Source organism: Cytobacillus sp. Bac17 (assembly GCF_024519925.1).
GTDB classification, from domain to species: Bacteria; Bacillota; Bacilli; order Bacillales; family Cytobacillaceae; genus Cytobacillus; species Cytobacillus pseudoceanisediminis.
This window is the reverse complement of record NZ_JALJRC010000004.1, coordinates 17,661-32,925: the sequence shown is the minus strand read 5'-3', so window position 1 is coordinate 32,925 and position 15,265 is coordinate 17,661. Positions and strand designations below refer to the sequence as shown.

Genomic DNA, 15,265 nt, shown 5'->3' with positions numbered 1-15,265 from the left:
TCGGATTTGCCTTTTTATTTTTATATCTTAGAAAATGCCTGCGGGTGGATTTTTTTAGCTAATTTTATGGCTCCTTCAATCAGCCGAGGTGAAGGCCTGCAAAAAAGTTCTTCTTCCAGAACCAGAATTCTGTTCTGCTTAACTGCTTCCATTTCACTCCAGCCTGGACGTTTCAGGACAATATCCGGATTTACCTTTTCTCTTCTGACACCGACCCAGGCGAGACAGATATAATCCGGCTGCCGATTCAGGACATCTTCCCAATCGGTCTGGACACTCGCAAGCTCAATATCCCTAAATAAATTCATTCCACCGGAAATTTCACTGATTTCCGTCAGCCAATTGACTTTGCCGGGTGTAAATACAGGCTTGGGCCACCATTCCCAATAGAGGCTCGGTTTATTTACAATTCTGCTTGAGATGAGCTTAAGTGCCTCAATTTGTGCCGCAAACTCTTCAGCAGCCAAAATACCTCTTTCTGGCTTTCCGATTATCTCTGCAGTCAGAATCAGGTCCTGTTCAATATCTGCCAGGCTTTGAGGATTTAAAACAATGTGGGGAATCTGCCTTTTTTCAAGCTCTGCTACATTCTTTTCCATGCCGGGTACACTAAGGGATGCCAGCACAAGATCAGGCTCTAATTTCTCCACTTTGTCCATATTAATAGACAAGTCAGGGCCCAGCCGGGGCAGCCTGGATATTCGGTCCGGCCAATCCGAATAATCGTCCACCCCCGCGAGCATATCAGTAAATCCCAAGTATTCCACTAATTCCGTGTTGCTTGGGCATAAAGAAAGGATTTTCAAATTAAATCACACCCTCACGAAAATAAATAATGAAGAGCTAAAGTCAATAGGATTCCAGTCAGGCCGCCAAATAGAACTTCTATCGGCTTATGGCCAAGCAGCTCCTTCAATTCTTTCTGTTTTTCTTGGCCTTCTTTCTTCTGCCATGTCTTTGCTTCTTCAACGAATTTATTGAAGTCGGCTACAAGCTGGTTTAGTACAATCGCCTGTTCACCAGCCTGACGCCGTACTCCGGTAGCATCAAACATTGTGATAATGGCAAAAACGGCTGAGACAGCGAAAACAGCGGATTCCATTCCGGTCTCTAGTGCAACCCCGGTTGAAAGGGCAGTTACTGCTGCTGAGTGTGAGCTGGGCATCCCTCCAGTACTTGTCAAAAGGGACCAATCCACTTTCCGGGTGGCAATGAATTGAATGGGCACTTTTACAAATTGGGCAAAGAAGATGGCTGCCAATGCAGACCATAAAGGAAAATTTGTCAATAACTCCATATGAGACCACCTCTTGAGTGTATGATACTCCCGCTGCAGCTTCGAATAGGCATTTTTTAAGGAACTGCCGAAAGCTATACTAACTAATATTCTCCAACAGATTGTTCCTTCCTGCAAGCTGATCTATTTTAAGTTTTTGTTAAACGATGCTTTTTTTGAAAATACGAAGTTGCTGTCAGGGAATACAAAAGAAGCCACTCAAAGGCATTCACTGCAGCTGCACTTTCAATTGGAATATCAATGGCGCTTCCGATAATCATCAATACAGCTCCGGCAAAAAACCAGAACCAGCCCTGTTTGCGCCAAATAACAACAGATGCCGCCAGCAGCACAGCAGATACGATCAGTACCATAACGGGAGGGCCGCCTGGTGCCTCTGTATCTGAATAGCTGAGAACACCATATTCCCGCCTTGCTTCCAGTTTAAGTCCGAATACCTCAGCAGCAAGTTCCAGAATAATTAATCCTGCAGTAAGCAAATAGGCAATCCATTTAAATGTGCCTGTTTTGGCCCATTCTAGATCTGCTTGTTTTAAAGTATTCCAGGAGTAGAGTACAAGCAGTGGCGTGAAAAAGGCGTGAATCCAAAAACGGGCATAATTCAGATATTTTAAAGTATTGCCCTCCCCGATAAAACGGCCAGCAGCCAGAATTCCGTTATCGTAAATTAACCCCAGAAGTACATGAAGCAGGAAGACAGCACTAATGAGGCCGCTGTCCTTAACAGTGCTTAGCGCCCAGAAGAACAGCAGGATATATCCTGCTGAGAAGGCGGCAAATAATAGAGGATCCATAACATTCTCCTTTCTGTCTCTATTTTCTTTACCCAATAATTAAAGAATATACTTAAGGATTGTATATATAGGATAGTCTCTATTCTTTTTGTTAAAATGATAGTGATAGGAAGTCCTGAATATGGGGTGGTTTCATGGAAGATTATCCTCTTGAATACTACGAATTCTTTGTCAGTTTCAATGAAGGTGACTATTACACATGCCATGATCTTCTTGAGGAAATGTGGATGACGGACAAAGGCAATTTATTTCTGAAAGGCCTGCTGCAAATGAGTGTCAGCATTTATCATTATGAATACGGCAATGTCAAAGGAGCAAGGCTGATGATGCAGGCGGCGCAGGAATACTTGCAGTCTTACCGGCCTAAACACTGGGGGATTAATCTTGAGCATGTGTATGGGTTTATTGAAGAATGCCTTACTATTTTTCCGGAAAATATCGATCGGCTGCCATTTGAAATGATAGAAACTCTTCCTAAGCTGCCGCAGCTGGTCCTATATTTGGAAGATTAGCAAAAATAGAAATGCCATAAAATTAGATAGTCGAAATAATTCAGTATTTTCGATATAATAAGATGATAAAGATATTATGGGGGTGCCAGAAATGTTTTCAGTAAAGAAAGAATTTGACTTCTCAGCCGAACAGGAATGCCTGATCGTTGGTGTCTTCGATAAACCAGCCAGGCTTGAAGGTGTACTGGCCCGTGCAGATGACCAATTTGACGGCCAGCTGACAGATTTGGTAAAAAGCGGAGATATTTCTGCCAAGAAAAAAGCCATTGCAAAAATACATACTTTTGGAAAAATTGGGGCCAAACGATTAATTACAGTAGGCCTTGGAAAAGAAAAAGAATTCAGCTTTGAAGGGTTGCGTGAAGCATTGGGCAGGGCATTTAAGGAAGTGAAATCGTCCAAGCTTCAAAATGCGGGTGTTTACCTTGATACATTTATTGGAGGAAATTTAGATGCGCTTGATGCAGCCCATGCAGCCAGCGAGGCGTTTGCGCTTTCCACCTATAAGTTTGAAGATTACAAACAGAAATCGAACGAACCCGAAAAAGATATTGAAAGTATTGCTGTTTATTGCGAAGCCGCAGATGAGGAAGATGTAAAGGCCTCCCTTACAGTAGGGTATGCACACGGAAAAGGAACGAACTCAGCCCGTACATTAGTCAACCTGCCAGGCAATATGCTGACCGCCACTGATCTGGCAAATTACTCTTCTGAACTGGCATGGAGATACGGATTTGAAGTGGAAATACTTGAAAAAGAGGATATGCTTAAGCTTGGCATGGGTGCTCTATTGGCAGTAAATCAGGGATCAGCAGAGCCTCCTAAGATGATTGTCATTAAATATCAGGGCAAGGAAGAATGGAAGGATGTCATCGGCCTGGTGGGCAAAGGAATTACCTTTGATACAGGAGGCTATTCCATTAAACCAAAGGACGGCATTGTCGGTATGAAAACCGATATGGGCGGAGCGGCGGCTGTGCTTGGCGCAATGGAAGTCATCGGCGAACTGAAGCCTGAACAAAATGTTGTCGCTGTTATTCCTTCTACAGATAATATGGTGAGCGGAACAGCGTTTAAGCCGGATGATGTCATCACATCCATGAGCGGGAAAACCATTGAAGTTCTTAACACGGATGCAGAAGGGCGTCTGGCTCTTGCTGATGCGGTAACATATGCAAAGCATCATGGAGCGGACTACCTGGTGGATGTTGCCACTCTGACTGGCGGTGTCATTGTTGCACTGGGGGAAGAAACAACAGGTGCATTAACCAATAATGAAGAGTGGTTTGAGCAGGTGCTGGAAGCATCCTATGAAGCTGGCGAACCAATCTGGCGCCTGCCTCTCTTTGAAAAAGATAAAGAAAGAATCAGAAGCAGCAAAGTTGCGGATCTTAACAATTCGCCAGGACGTGCCGGCCATGCCATTATGGGCGGAGGATTTGTCGGCGAATTTGCCGAGGACACACCATGGGTGCATCTTGATATTGCCGGTACAGCCACAACATCAAAAAGCCATGATCTTGGACCAGACGGCGCTACAGGCGTTATGGTGCGTACTTTAGCACTGCTTGTTGAAAGATTTGAAGTAAAATAACGATGAAACAGACTCTGGAGAGATCCGGAGTTTTTTTATGCAGTTTTTTAGCCTAAATTGACTTGGCACTTTAAAAATGAACTTTATCGGCCGGTTTACCAAAAATACGGGGCTAAAACCGTCGATTTATCGGCCAAAACAGCGTCTTGGCGTAAACTCCCATTTCTGAATCTGCCTAAAATCATTGACACAAAATGTGGAAATATGATAGTTTAATAATTGTGTTTTAGCTCTCTACCAATTTAGCATAGTAAAGTATAATGGGACATAAGTACAGAAAGAGGGTATCATCATGAATGCAGTTATACTTGCAGTTTTAATCATGCTTGTTCTCAGCCTTCTGCGTGTCAATGTGGTTCTTGCCCTTGTGGCTGGTGCATTGGCAGGCGGGCTGGCAGGCGGTTTAAGCATAGATAAAACCATTGAAGTTTTTTCAAATGGGCTCGGCGGCAGTGCAGAGGTTGCATTAAGTTATGCGTTATTGGGCGGATTTGCCTTAGCCATTTCCGCAACCGGACTTCCGAATCTATTAGTGGACTGGGTCCTGGCAAAGGTCGGAAAAGACGGGGAATCCAGAGGGAAAACCTTATCAAAAGCACTCATCATATTTTCCATTTTATTAATGTCTATTTTTTCTCAGAATCTGATTCCAATTCATATTGCGTTTATTCCGATATTAATTCCGCCTTTATTGAAGGTTATGAATGAGCTCCAAATGGACCGTCGGCTGATAGCATCTGTATTGACATTTGGTTTGACAGCTCCGTATATTTTGCTTCCTGCGGGATTTGGCCAAATTTTCCACGGGATACTCGCAGAAAATATGGAGAATAGCGGATTGGCAGTAGAGATGGCAGACATTCCGAAAGCCATGCTTATTCCTGTAGCCGGCATGGCAGCTGGTCTTTTAATTGCATTATTTGTTTACCGTAAAAAAAGGGATTATCGTCCATCAGAATTAATGGAGACGGAGAAAGGCAATTACTCAAAAAAGGGCATTATTTTTTCTCTCGTTGCGATTGCAGCAGCTCTCATTGTACAGCTGCAGCTGGATTCAATGATCTTTGGGGCGCTGACAGGTATTTTAGTTATTTATATCAGCGGTGCTATTAAATGGAACGAGGCAGATCAGCTTTTAACAGAGGGCATGAAGATGATGGCATTTATTGGATTTGTCATGCTGGCTGCATTTGGATTTGCAGATGTATTAAAAGAAACAGGCGATGTTGAAAGCCTGGTTGAACAGGCGGCAGGAATCATCGGCGATAATAAATCACTTGCTGCATTGCTTATGCTCCTTGTCGGCTTACTTGTTACAATGGGAATTGGATCTTCATTTTCAACCATCCCGATTATTGCAACCATATTTGTGCCTCTTGCACTAGAGGTTGGCTTCAGTCCGATGGCAACTATTGCTCTAGTAGGGACAGCCGCTGCTCTTGGAGATGCCGGTTCGCCTGCGTCAGACAGTACATTGGGGCCAACAGCGGGCTTGAATGCAGATGGACAGCACAATCACATCTGGGATACTTGTGTACCAACATTTCTTCACTACAACATTCCGCTCATCCTGTTTGGATGGCTGGCGGCGATTATCTTATAAAATCAGCAGCTTCCATAAAGGGGGCTGTTTTCTCATTGCTTTTATCAGTCCGAAAAGTAGGGTACGATAAAGGAAAAAGAACTGAGGTGGCTTCAGTGTATTTCGGGAAAATCAGAAAACAGACCTCAAGCCGGGTACCGCCAAATCAAAATGTGACGACTGCCTTTCCTGTACTGCACTATGGAAATGTTCCGCACTATAAGGATATGCAGGAATGGAGTCTGCAGATATTTGGGGAAGTGGAAAAGGAATTATCCTTTTCGCATGAGGAGGTAATGAACCTTCCTCAGACACAGTACAAAAATGATATCCACTGTGTTACGGGCTGGTCAAAGCTTGATAATGTTTGGGAGGGAGTCTCCGCCACGGAAATTGCCAGGCGGGCAGGCATAAAAGAAATCGCCCAATTTGTAGTTCTCCATGCGGAAGAAGGGTGGACAACGAACCTCCCCATTAAAGATTTTTTAAAAAGCACCAGTCTGCTTGCCCATACTCATAACGGTGAGCTCCTGACTCCTGAGCATGGATTTCCACTAAGAGCCGTGATTCCGCATCTTTATTTTTGGAAAAGTGCAAAGTGGATTAGAGGCATCGAGTTTTCTGAAACTGACAAACCTGGTTTTTGGGAGAAAAACGGCTATCACAACTATGGTGACCCCTTCCGTGAGCAGCGATTCAGCTGGGATGATTAATCAACATAAAAGCGTTACATGCCGTAACGCTTTTATGCCCATTAAAATCCAAATAGCATAGTAAAAATATTTTTCTTTTTTAATTTTTTTCTGGGCTTCTCCTGATCAAAAACCAAAAGGGTATCAGCGGGGAGGCTTCGGCTTTTTACAGCTGTCCTGGCTTCAAGAACCTCAATCCGTTTAAGCAGGCGTGCATTCTCTTTTTGCAGCTCTTCTATTTCGCTGCGGTGCTGCAGCAGCTGATAGGAGACAACATCATCCGCTTTTCCGTTCAGCCGCTGCTCAAGCTCGCTGATCTTCAAATAAATTTTCTCCATGGCTGGTTCAGCTGTTTCGCCCTGTACCGTACCTTTTCTGGTCTTTTTGCCATTTACCGTAACGTCCTGCAATATAATCCCCTGGTTAAGCTGGTCCTGCACCTGCTTTAGCAGGTTAATGTCTTCTTCGCTAAATAAGTAATGGCCTAGTTCATTCCGTTCCGTCCGGAGTCCCAGTTGTTTAACCCATCGCTGAATAGTGCTTGGCGAAACTCCTAACAACTTGGCTGCAGCACTTGTATTCATTCTGAATCCCCTCCCGTTTTCACAATGGATTCTATCCGGATAACGGGAAGTCCTTCCCAGCTGACAAAACAAGTTTTCATTCGGCAAAGAAAGTGAGGATTTTACATTTTTTTATCATCCTGATTTCCTTCTTTCAAATTCAAATGTAAACATTTTTCTGTCATCCAGCCTATTGTTCCGCCAATAAGGGCACCGCCTATTACATCGGAAGGGTAATGGTGGCCAGCCCAGATACGCGCGAAACCTGTAAGAGCTGATACCCACAGCAAAATACGACCTATAAATCGATTGCCGTAAAAAATGACGATAGAAGCAGTAAACGAAACCATTGTATGTTTGCTTGGAAAACTGGAATCTCTTTTGGCTGGGATCAATATGCCAACCTTGTTTTTTATGAAGGGGCGGGGCTTAAAATAACAAATTTTAATGATCTTGTTAACCAGGATAGCGATCAGGGAAGCTGCAGCAGCTTTTTTTGCGGCTGTTTTGGAGGAACCTTTTGCCAGCCACATGCATACCAGTACGAATAAAAATAAATACCTTGCCCTATTTGATATAAGAATCATTAAAAAGTCCATGAAAGCAATACGTCCGGACATTCGGTTGATTGCCTTAAAAATCTTCATGTCCATTATTAGTCTCCTTCTATTCTTGTCATTGGGCAGATTTCTCTCTCAGGCGCTCTTTATGGAGGGGACTTCTGCCTTTTGTTCATTTTTTATTATTTGCAACCCAGAACTTAAAAACACAATTTAGTAAAGATATTAAAATTAATAAAACCATGCAGCAATTGCATGGTTTTTAAAAGCTATACATAGAATAAGTCTTTAAACACATATGAAGCAAAACCCATATAGGCACTGATAGTGTGGTCGCTTATAATATAACTTGGATAATTCCATAAAATCATTAAGATACCTCCTTTAAAAGTGAATCCCCTGCAGAGACAGGGGAAATTGAATATTATATTTGTCCTGAGCGCGATGACAGCCATTTGTCCAGATAGTCAGGAACTTTTCCCTCTGAAGTCAGATTGGCATGCCCCCCTTGAAGCAGATGGAAAGTTTTATCAGTACTTGAAGTCAGGTTCATGACCGGAAAAATCTGTTCTTTTGGTACAAGGCGGTCATGATCCGAAGCAACAGCGAGTAAATTGGCTTTGATATTGCTTAGCACCGCCTTCCTTTCACCGACGGTTAAGGTGCCATTCACAAGCTTATTTTCTTTCAAAAGGTCATAATTGATTTGCTTTAGTGCTGCCCCTGCAAATGGAATATGGCCATCGGTCCAGTGGCTGAAACGTTTCCACCGGGAGGCGTATGCTTCATCGTCAGCCCTGGCCAGAAGCGACAAATAAGGGGAGTAATAAATGGGTGAAGTAAAAAGCCGCATTCCTGATTTGATGGCAAAGGGTGGTATAAGTCCCCATGCTTCAAAAATGGAGTCCAGCTTGCCTTCTCCATTCCGCAATTCTTCTGCCCATTTATCAAAGACAGGGACGATGCTGAAGTCAACCGGTGCGACAGATAATACTAAGTTTTTGACCGGCTCATCCGCAATGGCCGCATAAACGGCTGCAAAAGTGCCGCCCAGGCAAAAGCCCATAACGGTTATTTCTTCTGCTTTGGCGTGATATAAAGCTCTTTTTACCCCCTTCTGGATGTATTCAGTAATATAATCGTCCATCGTAATCTCTTTGTCCTCATAACCGGGAATCCCGAAATCCAGCAAGTAAACATCGTATCCGCTGTTGGTCAAAGCCTCAATTAAACTGTTCTGCGGACAAAGATCTAGAATAAAGGGCTGATTGACGAGCGAATATACAAGGAAAACTGGAATTTTGTATTTTTTACTGGAAGGGGCATAGTGCCAGAGAGTAGCCTTATTTCTTTTCCAAACTGCAGTCCTTGGAGTTGAATGGGTCTCCGGGGGCTGGAGAATGGTCTTAAAGAATCCATGCAGTTTTTTGGAAGCTGTATTATGATCCATTTATTTTCCCGCGCTTTCACTGCTGCTGGAAGATTGCAATTCCTGATCCAGCGACTGCTTTAAATCAGGACTGCCAAGTGCCTTTTTTATTTCCTCTAGTGATTGAGCCAAAGCTATGACTTTTTCGTCAATCAGGTCCATTTTTTCTTCCGCCTGCACAGTTAATTTTGCTGCATTTGCCACGTCAGTCTTGGTAGGGAAATTAAGAGGGATGGATAGTGTCTCAATGGCTTCCTGGAGTTTTTTCATGCTTGCTGCGGTCACCTCGGAACGGGTGATTAGATTTTTAAATATTTCTTCTTTGTTGATAGAGTTCTGAATGGATTCATTCAGTTCTCTTTCCACTTTTGTCCCTAACTTTTTTATTGCCTGTAATAGGGCTTCAGTATGGTTAATAGACATAAACATTCTCCTTTCTATGAAGTCAACCAATCAACGGACTTAGAGGGATGCTGTCATTCCTCCATCTACGACTAAAACCTGTCCAGTCATGTAATCAGATGCTTTGGAGGATAAAAAGACAGCTGCTCCTTTTAAATCATGTTCACTTCCAAACCTTCCGGCAGGAATTTTTCCAAGAATAACTGGACTCGATTTTTCCAGGACCTTTGTTATTCTTGTAGGAAAGAATCCCGGAGCAATAGCGTTTACTTGAATGCCGGCAGGTGCCAATTTTACAGCTAAATCCTTTGTAAGTGCAATAACAGCTCCTTTACTTGTATTGTAGGCAATTGCATCAAGAAATGCGGAATGTGTACCCCTCATTCCATTTACAGAAGAAATATTAATGATTTTGCCGCTGCCCTGCTTCGTCATCACTTTTGCCGCAGCCTGTGAAAATAAAAACAGCCCCTTTAGATTCACATTCATGACTTTGTCCCATTTATCAGCAGGCAGTTCAAGAAATGGCGCAACCCAGGATGTCCCGCTATTATTAATGAGAATATCGATGCTTCCAAATGTCTCTAAGGTCTTGCTGATGACGATTTGGATGTCTTCGTCATTGGTTATGTCACATTCAATCGCCAGAGATTTAATTCCCTTTGCTTCAAGGCTTTTTCTGACATGCTCACATGCTTCAATGCTGCGTGAGCAGATGACTACATTTGCTCCTGCTTCCCCAAGTGCATTTGCCATTTGCTCGCCGAGTCCTCGGCCTCCTCCTGTTACAATTGCTGTTTTATTGCCTAAATGAAATAACTCGTTCAATTCCATCGTTATCCCTCCCTTAGTCTTTTTAAAAATCAATCCTTCTGAATAAAATAGACTTCGATATAGTATAGACAAGTTAACCCCATGTGGTGCTAAAATTGTATATTTGCCTTGTCCCAAAATGCATAAAGAAGTTAAAAACAGAAAAGGATGGATAACATACGGGAAGGGAGGCTTAAAAGGTGGAAAGGGAGCAAATAGAGGAACTTTTTGAAGAAAGCGGATATCACGCTTTAAACAGCAAACTTGCCTATAAAGTCTGGTTGACCGGGGTATGGGATGAAGAGGATGAAGACAAAATAGAAGCTTTTATAGATGCTTATTCTTTTGAAGGAGAAGGAATAGTAACTGACGATTTTCTCTATCACTATCGAATATTTGCCTATATTCACGAAAAAAATGAATGTTTGGGATTCCAGCGGGAGATATTTTAGGAACACAGCTTAAAACAAAAACAAACACAGATCCAGGACCTGTGTTTGTTTTAATATATCAGCCAGCATTCTTAAGCTGCTTATTAGCCGCTTTATAGTGGTTTTCAAAGAATTCATTAGTATCTTTAACAACCACTTTGCTTAGAAGGATTAATGCAATCAAGTTAGGAATCATCATTAATGCATTTGCCATGTCAGCGAAAGCCCAAACGGTAGTTAAGTTGGCAACCGCACCGATTCCAGTCGCAAAGATGTAGATGGCACGGTATCCCATAATTCCTTTTGTGCCAACCAGGTACTCAAAGCATTTTTCGCCGTATACATACCAGCCGACGATTGTTGAGAAACCGAAGAATATAACAGAGAATGCAACGATATATTCACCCGCTGTTCCAAGTACATGGGCAAAGGCTGCACTTGTTAATGCCCCGCCGTCAAGGCTGCCGTCATGAGCCACACCAGAGATCAATCCGCCAGTTGTGTCCCAGAAACCAGTCATGATAAGCACTAATCCAGTCATCGTACAAACAACAATTGTAACAATGAATGTACCAGTCATTGCAACAAGAGCCTGTTTTACAGGGTGGTCTGTCTTTGCGTTGCCTGCGATAAGCGCTGCTGTACCAAGACCGGCTTCATTAGAGAAAATCCCCCTTGAAACACCATTCTTGATCGCTTCAGATACAACAACACCGACAAAACCGCCAGTCGCTGCAACCGGATTGAAGGCATAGTAGAAGATAGTCTGGAAACCAGGAATGATTTGATCATAATTAACTGCCAGGATAATTAAAGCACCGCCAATATAAAGCACCGCCATGACGGGTACAAAGAATCCAGCAACTGTACTTATACGCTGAATGCCGCCAAAAATGATTAAAGCAGCCAGTACAGCAAGAATAACGCCTGTAATCCAATTATTTATTCCAAATGAAGTGTCCATAACAGCTGCAATGGTATTCGATTGAACACTGTTGCCGATTCCAAGTGCTGCAAATGCTCCGAAGATTGCAAATGCAACTGCAAGCCATTTGAACTTTTTGCCAAGACCGCGTTCTACATAATACATCGGTCCGCTGGAGTACTCTCCATTTGCGTTTTTCACTCGGTATTTCATTGCCAGTAATGCCTCAGCATATTTGGTTGCCATTCCCAGCAGACCAACAATCCACATCCAGAAGATGGCCCCTGGTCCGCCAAGTGTAATCGCAGTGGCAACACCGGCGATATTACCATTGCCAATTGTTGCTGCGAGAGCTGTCATAAGCGCCTTAAAGTTACTGACATCGCCCTCATCATTAGATCCAGCCTGACCTTCTTTGGTAAACCCTAATTTAAACGCATATATCAGCCTTCTGAATTGAAGGCCTTTCAGCATGAATGTTAAAAGAACACCAGTACCAAAAAGCAAAATCAAACTTGGTGTGCCCCAGAGCACCCCGTTAATTTTATTAAGCGCCTCAAGCATAAATTTCATCGCCTCCCAGATGTTAACGCTTTCAATTGCTGTGAACAAACCTATTAAAATATGATTTTTTTGTGAACATGTCCTATTGTAAAATTATCTGAATATAACTTCAAGTCAAATAGGAGAAGTAAAACTATTGGGAATCTTTCAAAAAAAGTTTACAGGTACCGCCCGAATTTTGTCGAATGGCTTGAAGGCTTTGGTAGAGTACCGGGTGGGACCTGAGGTATAATATAATAGGATAGAAAAAGTGAATTGCCGTTCAAAGGAGTTTTACGATTGGGTGATGATAAAATGGAAAAAGATCCGTTTAAGAGGGCATTCAGTGATCTGGAGGAATTGGTAGATAAGATCCGCGATGTCCTGGAATGCCCTGTTACAATAGAAGATGTTAACCATCGCCTGCTGGCCTACAGTACACATGATGACCAGACAGATACTGCAAGAATCGCAACGATTATCAGCAGAAAGGTTCCTGAAAAAGTGATTAATCGTTTATGGAAGGAACGTGTGATTCCGCAGCTGATGCAAAGCGGAGAACCGCTTAGAATCCCTGAAATAAAGGAAATAGGACTTGGGAATCGGGTAGCCATTTCCATACGCAATCATAATGAAGTATTAGGCTACATATGGGCAGTTGAAGAAGAAACCCTCTTGACAGAAAGCAAGCTGAACCTGCTTAAGCTTGCTGCACAGTCTGCAAGGACGGAAATGCTTAGATTAAACGCCCAAAAGAAAAAAAGAGCTGAGGGATACCGGGATTTTTTCTGGGAGCTGTTAACCGGCCATTTCCAAAGCCATGATGAAATTGCAGAAAGGTTTGAGGAGTTAAGCATTAAACCGCCATCGCCGTTTGCTGTACTTGTCTTTAGGTTTAAAGAAGAAGTTACCTCTAAAATAGAACAAAATATCATTTATCTGATCACGACGAGCCAAAAGGTTCATATAACCTTTCATGCAGCGATGGGAAATGAATTTATTATTCTGGCAGCGCCTCCAGATCCTGCTTTTTCTGAAAGTGCTTTTATAGAATTTATCCATTTTTTCATCGATCAAATGAATACGCGGTTTAGCATTGGTCATATTAGCGGGGCAACTGGAACAACTTATCAACACTATGAAAAAGTTGAAAAAAGCTATCAGGAGGCACTGCAGGTCCTGCGCCTTAAAGAACAATTTCCCGAAGAGATTCATCATGTTTATAGCTATCAGCAGCTTGGCATTTTTCGCTATCTTGATGCCATACTCGAAAAGAAACGGCTGGAACCATATGAGCATCCGGCTATCGAAAAGCTTAAAAAATATGATCTTGAGCATCGGACCAATCTGCTGGCTACTCTGGAAGCCTTTATTGATCATGACAGCAATGTGAATGAAACAGCTAAAAAGCTGCATATCCATATGAATACATTGAATTATCGCTTAAAGAGGATAACCGATATCGGGGAAGTGGATCTGAAGAATACAAATACAAAACTTTCTTTATATCTTGAACTTAAAATCCGGAGAATCGAAAAGAAGGGCCCCCATTTGTAGATTTCCACAAATGGAGGCTCTTTTATTTTACCAATTCAACAATGACAGCGCTTTACTAAAATTATTATACTGACAATAGTAAATATCAATTTGATAGATTGAAAGGGGATTTTTCCATGATTATTGGAGTACCTAAAGAGATTAAAAATAACGAAAATCGTGTTGCTGCGACACCAGCAAGCGTTGATGCATTAGTAAAAGCCGGACATAAAGTACTTGTAGAAATTGACGCAGGTATTGGAAGCGGTTTCACAAATGAAGATTATACAGAAGTAGGAGCTGTTATTGTAGATACAGCTGCAGAGGCATGGAATGCTGAAATGGTTATGAAGGTTAAAGAGCCTCTAGCTTCTGAGTATGGTTATTTCCGTGAAGGTTTGGTTCTTTTCACATACCTTCACCTTGCAGCAGAGCCTGAGCTTGCAAAAGCATTAACTGAAAAAGGTGTTACAGCTATTGCGTATGAAACAGTAGAAGTGAACCGTACATTGCCTCTTCTTACTCCAATGAGTGAAGTAGCAGGACGCATGTCTGCTCAGATTGGAGCTCAATTCCTTCAGAAGACAAATGGCGGAATGGGTATTCTTCTGGCAGGTGTTCCAGGCGTTTCACGCGGGAAAGTTACCATCATTGGCGGCGGTGTAGTTGGAATCAACGCAGCGAAAATGGCAATCGGGCTTGGCGCGCAAGTTACGATCATCGACTTAAGCCCAGAGCGTCTGCGTCAGCTTGACGATATCTTCGGAAACAGCATCCAAACTTTAATGTCTAATCCTTTCAACATTGCACAAGCTGTTAAAGATGCTGACCTGGTAATTGGTGCGGTTCTAATCCCAGGAGCTAAAGCGCCTAAGCTTGTAACGGAAGAAATGATTAAAACAATGAAGCCTGGTTCAGTAGTTGTTGACGTGGCAATTGACCAAGGCGGTATTTTCGAAACAGTTGATCACATTACAACTCATGATAACCCAACTTACGATAAGCATGGCGTTGTTCACTATGCTGTTGCAAATATGCCTGGTGCCGTTCCAAGAACATCTACAATTGCTCTTACAAACGTTACAATCAATTACGCACTGCAGATTGCTAACAAAGGTGTTGTTAAAGCTATTGAAGACAATGCAGCACTTAAGCTTGGCGTTAACGTCGTAAACGGCAGCATCACATATCCAGCGGTTGCGAAAGATCTTGGCTATGAGTATGTTTCTGTCGAAGATGCATTTGCTAAAGTAAAAGCAGCTAACTAATAGATCAAATCCCCTTGGCCAAAAGGCTAAGGGGATTTTGTTTTACCAAGGCTCCTTCCGCTTTTCTAATGCTGTCCAGCTCCAGCGCCTACCCCCTCGAGGTCACAAGCTTGTCTAGTTTCGGCTCCTAGGGACTCGGGGGTATAAGCCGTTTCCTTTCAGAAGGAAAACCGCCTTCTTACAGGAACCGTCTTATGCCTGTCGTCCCTGAACAGTCGCCTCCACATTTCAGCCAGTCCTCCCAAAAAGGCAAAGGACGCCTTTCCGTGAGGCCCGTCTTGTGCTTGTCGGGGGTGGGCAAGGCGCTTCCGCATTTCTAATGTT

The 15,265-nt window shown here is 42.8% G+C and carries 16 protein-coding genes; 7 read left to right on the top strand and 9 right to left on the bottom strand.

Going from position 1 to position 15,265, the window contains the following annotated elements; translation table 11 throughout:
• Positions 1-20: 20 nt before the first annotated feature.
• The 3 genes from NR125_RS08075 to NR125_RS08065 all read right to left on the bottom strand — a co-directional run bounded on the left by NR125_RS08075 (position 21) and on the right by NR125_RS08065 (position 2,091).
• Complete coding sequence (locus tag NR125_RS08075; protein WP_256814984.1) at positions 21-806, bottom strand: cobalamin-binding protein; 786 nt, start codon at positions 804-806, stop codon at positions 21-23.
• 14 nt (positions 807-820) lie between these two features.
• On the bottom strand, positions 821-1,297 hold the full coding sequence (locus NR125_RS08070) for a divergent PAP2 family protein (protein ID WP_009331680.1): 477 nt from the start codon (positions 1,295-1,297) through the stop codon (positions 821-823).
• 128 nt (positions 1,298-1,425) lie between these two features.
• A complete protein-coding gene (locus tag NR125_RS08065; RefSeq protein ID WP_256814983.1) occupies positions 1,426-2,091 on the bottom strand; it encodes a hypothetical protein in 666 nt (221 codons plus the stop codon).
• Positions 2,092-2,225: 134 nt separating this feature from the next.
• Between NR125_RS08065 and NR125_RS08060 the strand changes: the two genes are divergently transcribed.
• From NR125_RS08060 to NR125_RS08045, 4 genes are all read left to right on the top strand, one after another.
• A complete protein-coding gene (locus NR125_RS08060) occupies positions 2,226-2,603 on the top strand; it encodes a DUF309 domain-containing protein (RefSeq protein WP_009331678.1) in 378 nt (125 codons plus the stop codon).
• Positions 2,604-2,694: 91 nt separating this feature from the next.
• On the top strand, positions 2,695-4,197 hold the full coding sequence (locus NR125_RS08055) for a leucyl aminopeptidase (RefSeq protein ID WP_256814981.1): 1,503 nt from the start codon (positions 2,695-2,697) through the stop codon (positions 4,195-4,197).
• Positions 4,198-4,489: 292 nt separating this feature from the next.
• A complete protein-coding gene (locus tag NR125_RS08050) occupies positions 4,490-5,800 on the top strand; it encodes a Na+/H+ antiporter family protein (RefSeq protein WP_009331676.1) in 1,311 nt (436 codons plus the stop codon).
• A gap of 95 nt (positions 5,801-5,895) precedes the next feature.
• Positions 5,896-6,492 (top strand): sulfite oxidase-like oxidoreductase, encoded by a 597-nt coding sequence (locus tag NR125_RS08045; RefSeq protein WP_071156720.1) that lies wholly within the window; start codon positions 5,896-5,898, stop codon positions 6,490-6,492.
• Between the two features lie 41 nt (positions 6,493-6,533).
• Here NR125_RS08045 and NR125_RS08040 read toward each other — a convergent pair whose 3' ends face one another.
• The 5 genes from NR125_RS08040 to NR125_RS08020 all read right to left on the bottom strand — a co-directional run bounded on the left by NR125_RS08040 (position 6,534) and on the right by NR125_RS08020 (position 10,259).
• Positions 6,534-7,055 (bottom strand): MerR family transcriptional regulator, encoded by a 522-nt coding sequence (locus tag NR125_RS08040; protein ID WP_019380038.1) that lies wholly within the window; start codon positions 7,053-7,055, stop codon positions 6,534-6,536.
• 101 nt (positions 7,056-7,156) lie between these two features.
• Positions 7,157-7,687 (bottom strand): phosphatase PAP2 family protein, encoded by a 531-nt coding sequence (locus NR125_RS08035; RefSeq protein WP_192907824.1) that lies wholly within the window; start codon positions 7,685-7,687, stop codon positions 7,157-7,159.
• 331 nt (positions 7,688-8,018) lie between these two features.
• Positions 8,019-9,044, bottom strand: coding sequence for an alpha/beta fold hydrolase (locus NR125_RS08030; protein WP_251156290.1), 1,026 nt, complete (start codon positions 9,042-9,044; stop codon positions 8,019-8,021).
• Positions 9,045-9,446 (bottom strand): hypothetical protein, encoded by a 402-nt coding sequence (locus tag NR125_RS08025; protein ID WP_019380042.1) that lies wholly within the window; start codon positions 9,444-9,446, stop codon positions 9,045-9,047.
• Between the two features lie 39 nt (positions 9,447-9,485).
• Entirely contained in the window at positions 9,486-10,259 is a 774-nt protein-coding gene (locus tag NR125_RS08020) for an SDR family oxidoreductase (protein ID WP_009331670.1), read from the bottom strand.
• Positions 10,260-10,438: 179 nt separating this feature from the next.
• Here NR125_RS08020 and NR125_RS08015 point away from each other — a divergent pair, with 179 nt between their 5' ends.
• Positions 10,439-10,690, top strand: a complete 252-nt coding sequence (locus NR125_RS08015; RefSeq protein ID WP_009331669.1) for a hypothetical protein — start codon at positions 10,439-10,441, stop codon at positions 10,688-10,690.
• Between the two features lie 58 nt (positions 10,691-10,748).
• Here the strand turns inward: NR125_RS08015 and NR125_RS08010 are convergent, their stop codons facing one another.
• Positions 10,749-12,158 (bottom strand): alanine/glycine:cation symporter family protein, encoded by a 1,410-nt coding sequence (locus tag NR125_RS08010; protein WP_009331668.1) that lies wholly within the window; start codon positions 12,156-12,158, stop codon positions 10,749-10,751.
• A 279-nt stretch (positions 12,159-12,437) separates the two neighbouring features.
• Between NR125_RS08010 and NR125_RS08005 the strand changes: the two genes are divergently transcribed.
• Both NR125_RS08005 and ald read left to right on the top strand, forming a co-directional pair.
• Positions 12,438-13,694, top strand: coding sequence for a PucR family transcriptional regulator (locus tag NR125_RS08005; protein ID WP_256814976.1), 1,257 nt, complete (start codon positions 12,438-12,440; stop codon positions 13,692-13,694).
• A 116-nt stretch (positions 13,695-13,810) separates the two neighbouring features.
• Positions 13,811-14,941, top strand: a complete 1,131-nt coding sequence (ald, locus tag NR125_RS08000; RefSeq protein ID WP_019380047.1) for an alanine dehydrogenase — start codon at positions 13,811-13,813, stop codon at positions 14,939-14,941.
• Positions 14,942-15,265: the final 324 nt, after the last annotated feature.

Bases quoted from the DNA above. Each gene is read 5' to 3' on its own strand.
- NR125_RS08070 (WP_009331680.1), bottom strand. From the start codon at position 1,297: ATGGAGTTATTGACAAATTTTCCTTTATGGTCTGCATTGGCAGCCATC.
- NR125_RS08065 (WP_256814983.1), bottom strand. From the start codon at position 2,091: ATGGATCCTCTATTATTTGCCGCCTTCTCAGCAGGATATATCCTGCTG.
- NR125_RS08060 (WP_009331678.1), top strand. From the start codon at position 2,226: ATGGAAGATTATCCTCTTGAATACTACGAATTCTTTGTCAGTTTCAAT.
- NR125_RS08055 (WP_256814981.1), top strand. From the start codon at position 2,695: ATGTTTTCAGTAAAGAAAGAATTTGACTTCTCAGCCGAACAGGAATGC.
- NR125_RS08050 (WP_009331676.1), top strand. From the start codon at position 4,490: ATGAATGCAGTTATACTTGCAGTTTTAATCATGCTTGTTCTCAGCCTT.
- NR125_RS08040 (WP_019380038.1), bottom strand. From the start codon at position 7,055: ATGAATACAAGTGCTGCAGCCAAGTTGTTAGGAGTTTCGCCAAGCACT.
- NR125_RS08035 (WP_192907824.1), bottom strand. From the start codon at position 7,687: ATGGACATGAAGATTTTTAAGGCAATCAACCGAATGTCCGGACGTATT.
- NR125_RS08030 (WP_251156290.1), bottom strand. From the start codon at position 9,044: ATGGATCATAATACAGCTTCCAAAAAACTGCATGGATTCTTTAAGACC.
- NR125_RS08025 (WP_019380042.1), bottom strand. From the start codon at position 9,446: ATGTCTATTAACCATACTGAAGCCCTATTACAGGCAATAAAAAAGTTA.
- NR125_RS08020 (WP_009331670.1), bottom strand. From the start codon at position 10,259: ATGGAATTGAACGAGTTATTTCATTTAGGCAATAAAACAGCAATTGTA.
- NR125_RS08010 (WP_009331668.1), bottom strand. From the start codon at position 12,158: ATGCTTGAGGCGCTTAATAAAATTAACGGGGTGCTCTGGGGCACACCA.
- ald (WP_019380047.1), top strand. From the start codon at position 13,811: ATGATTATTGGAGTACCTAAAGAGATTAAAAATAACGAAAATCGTGTT.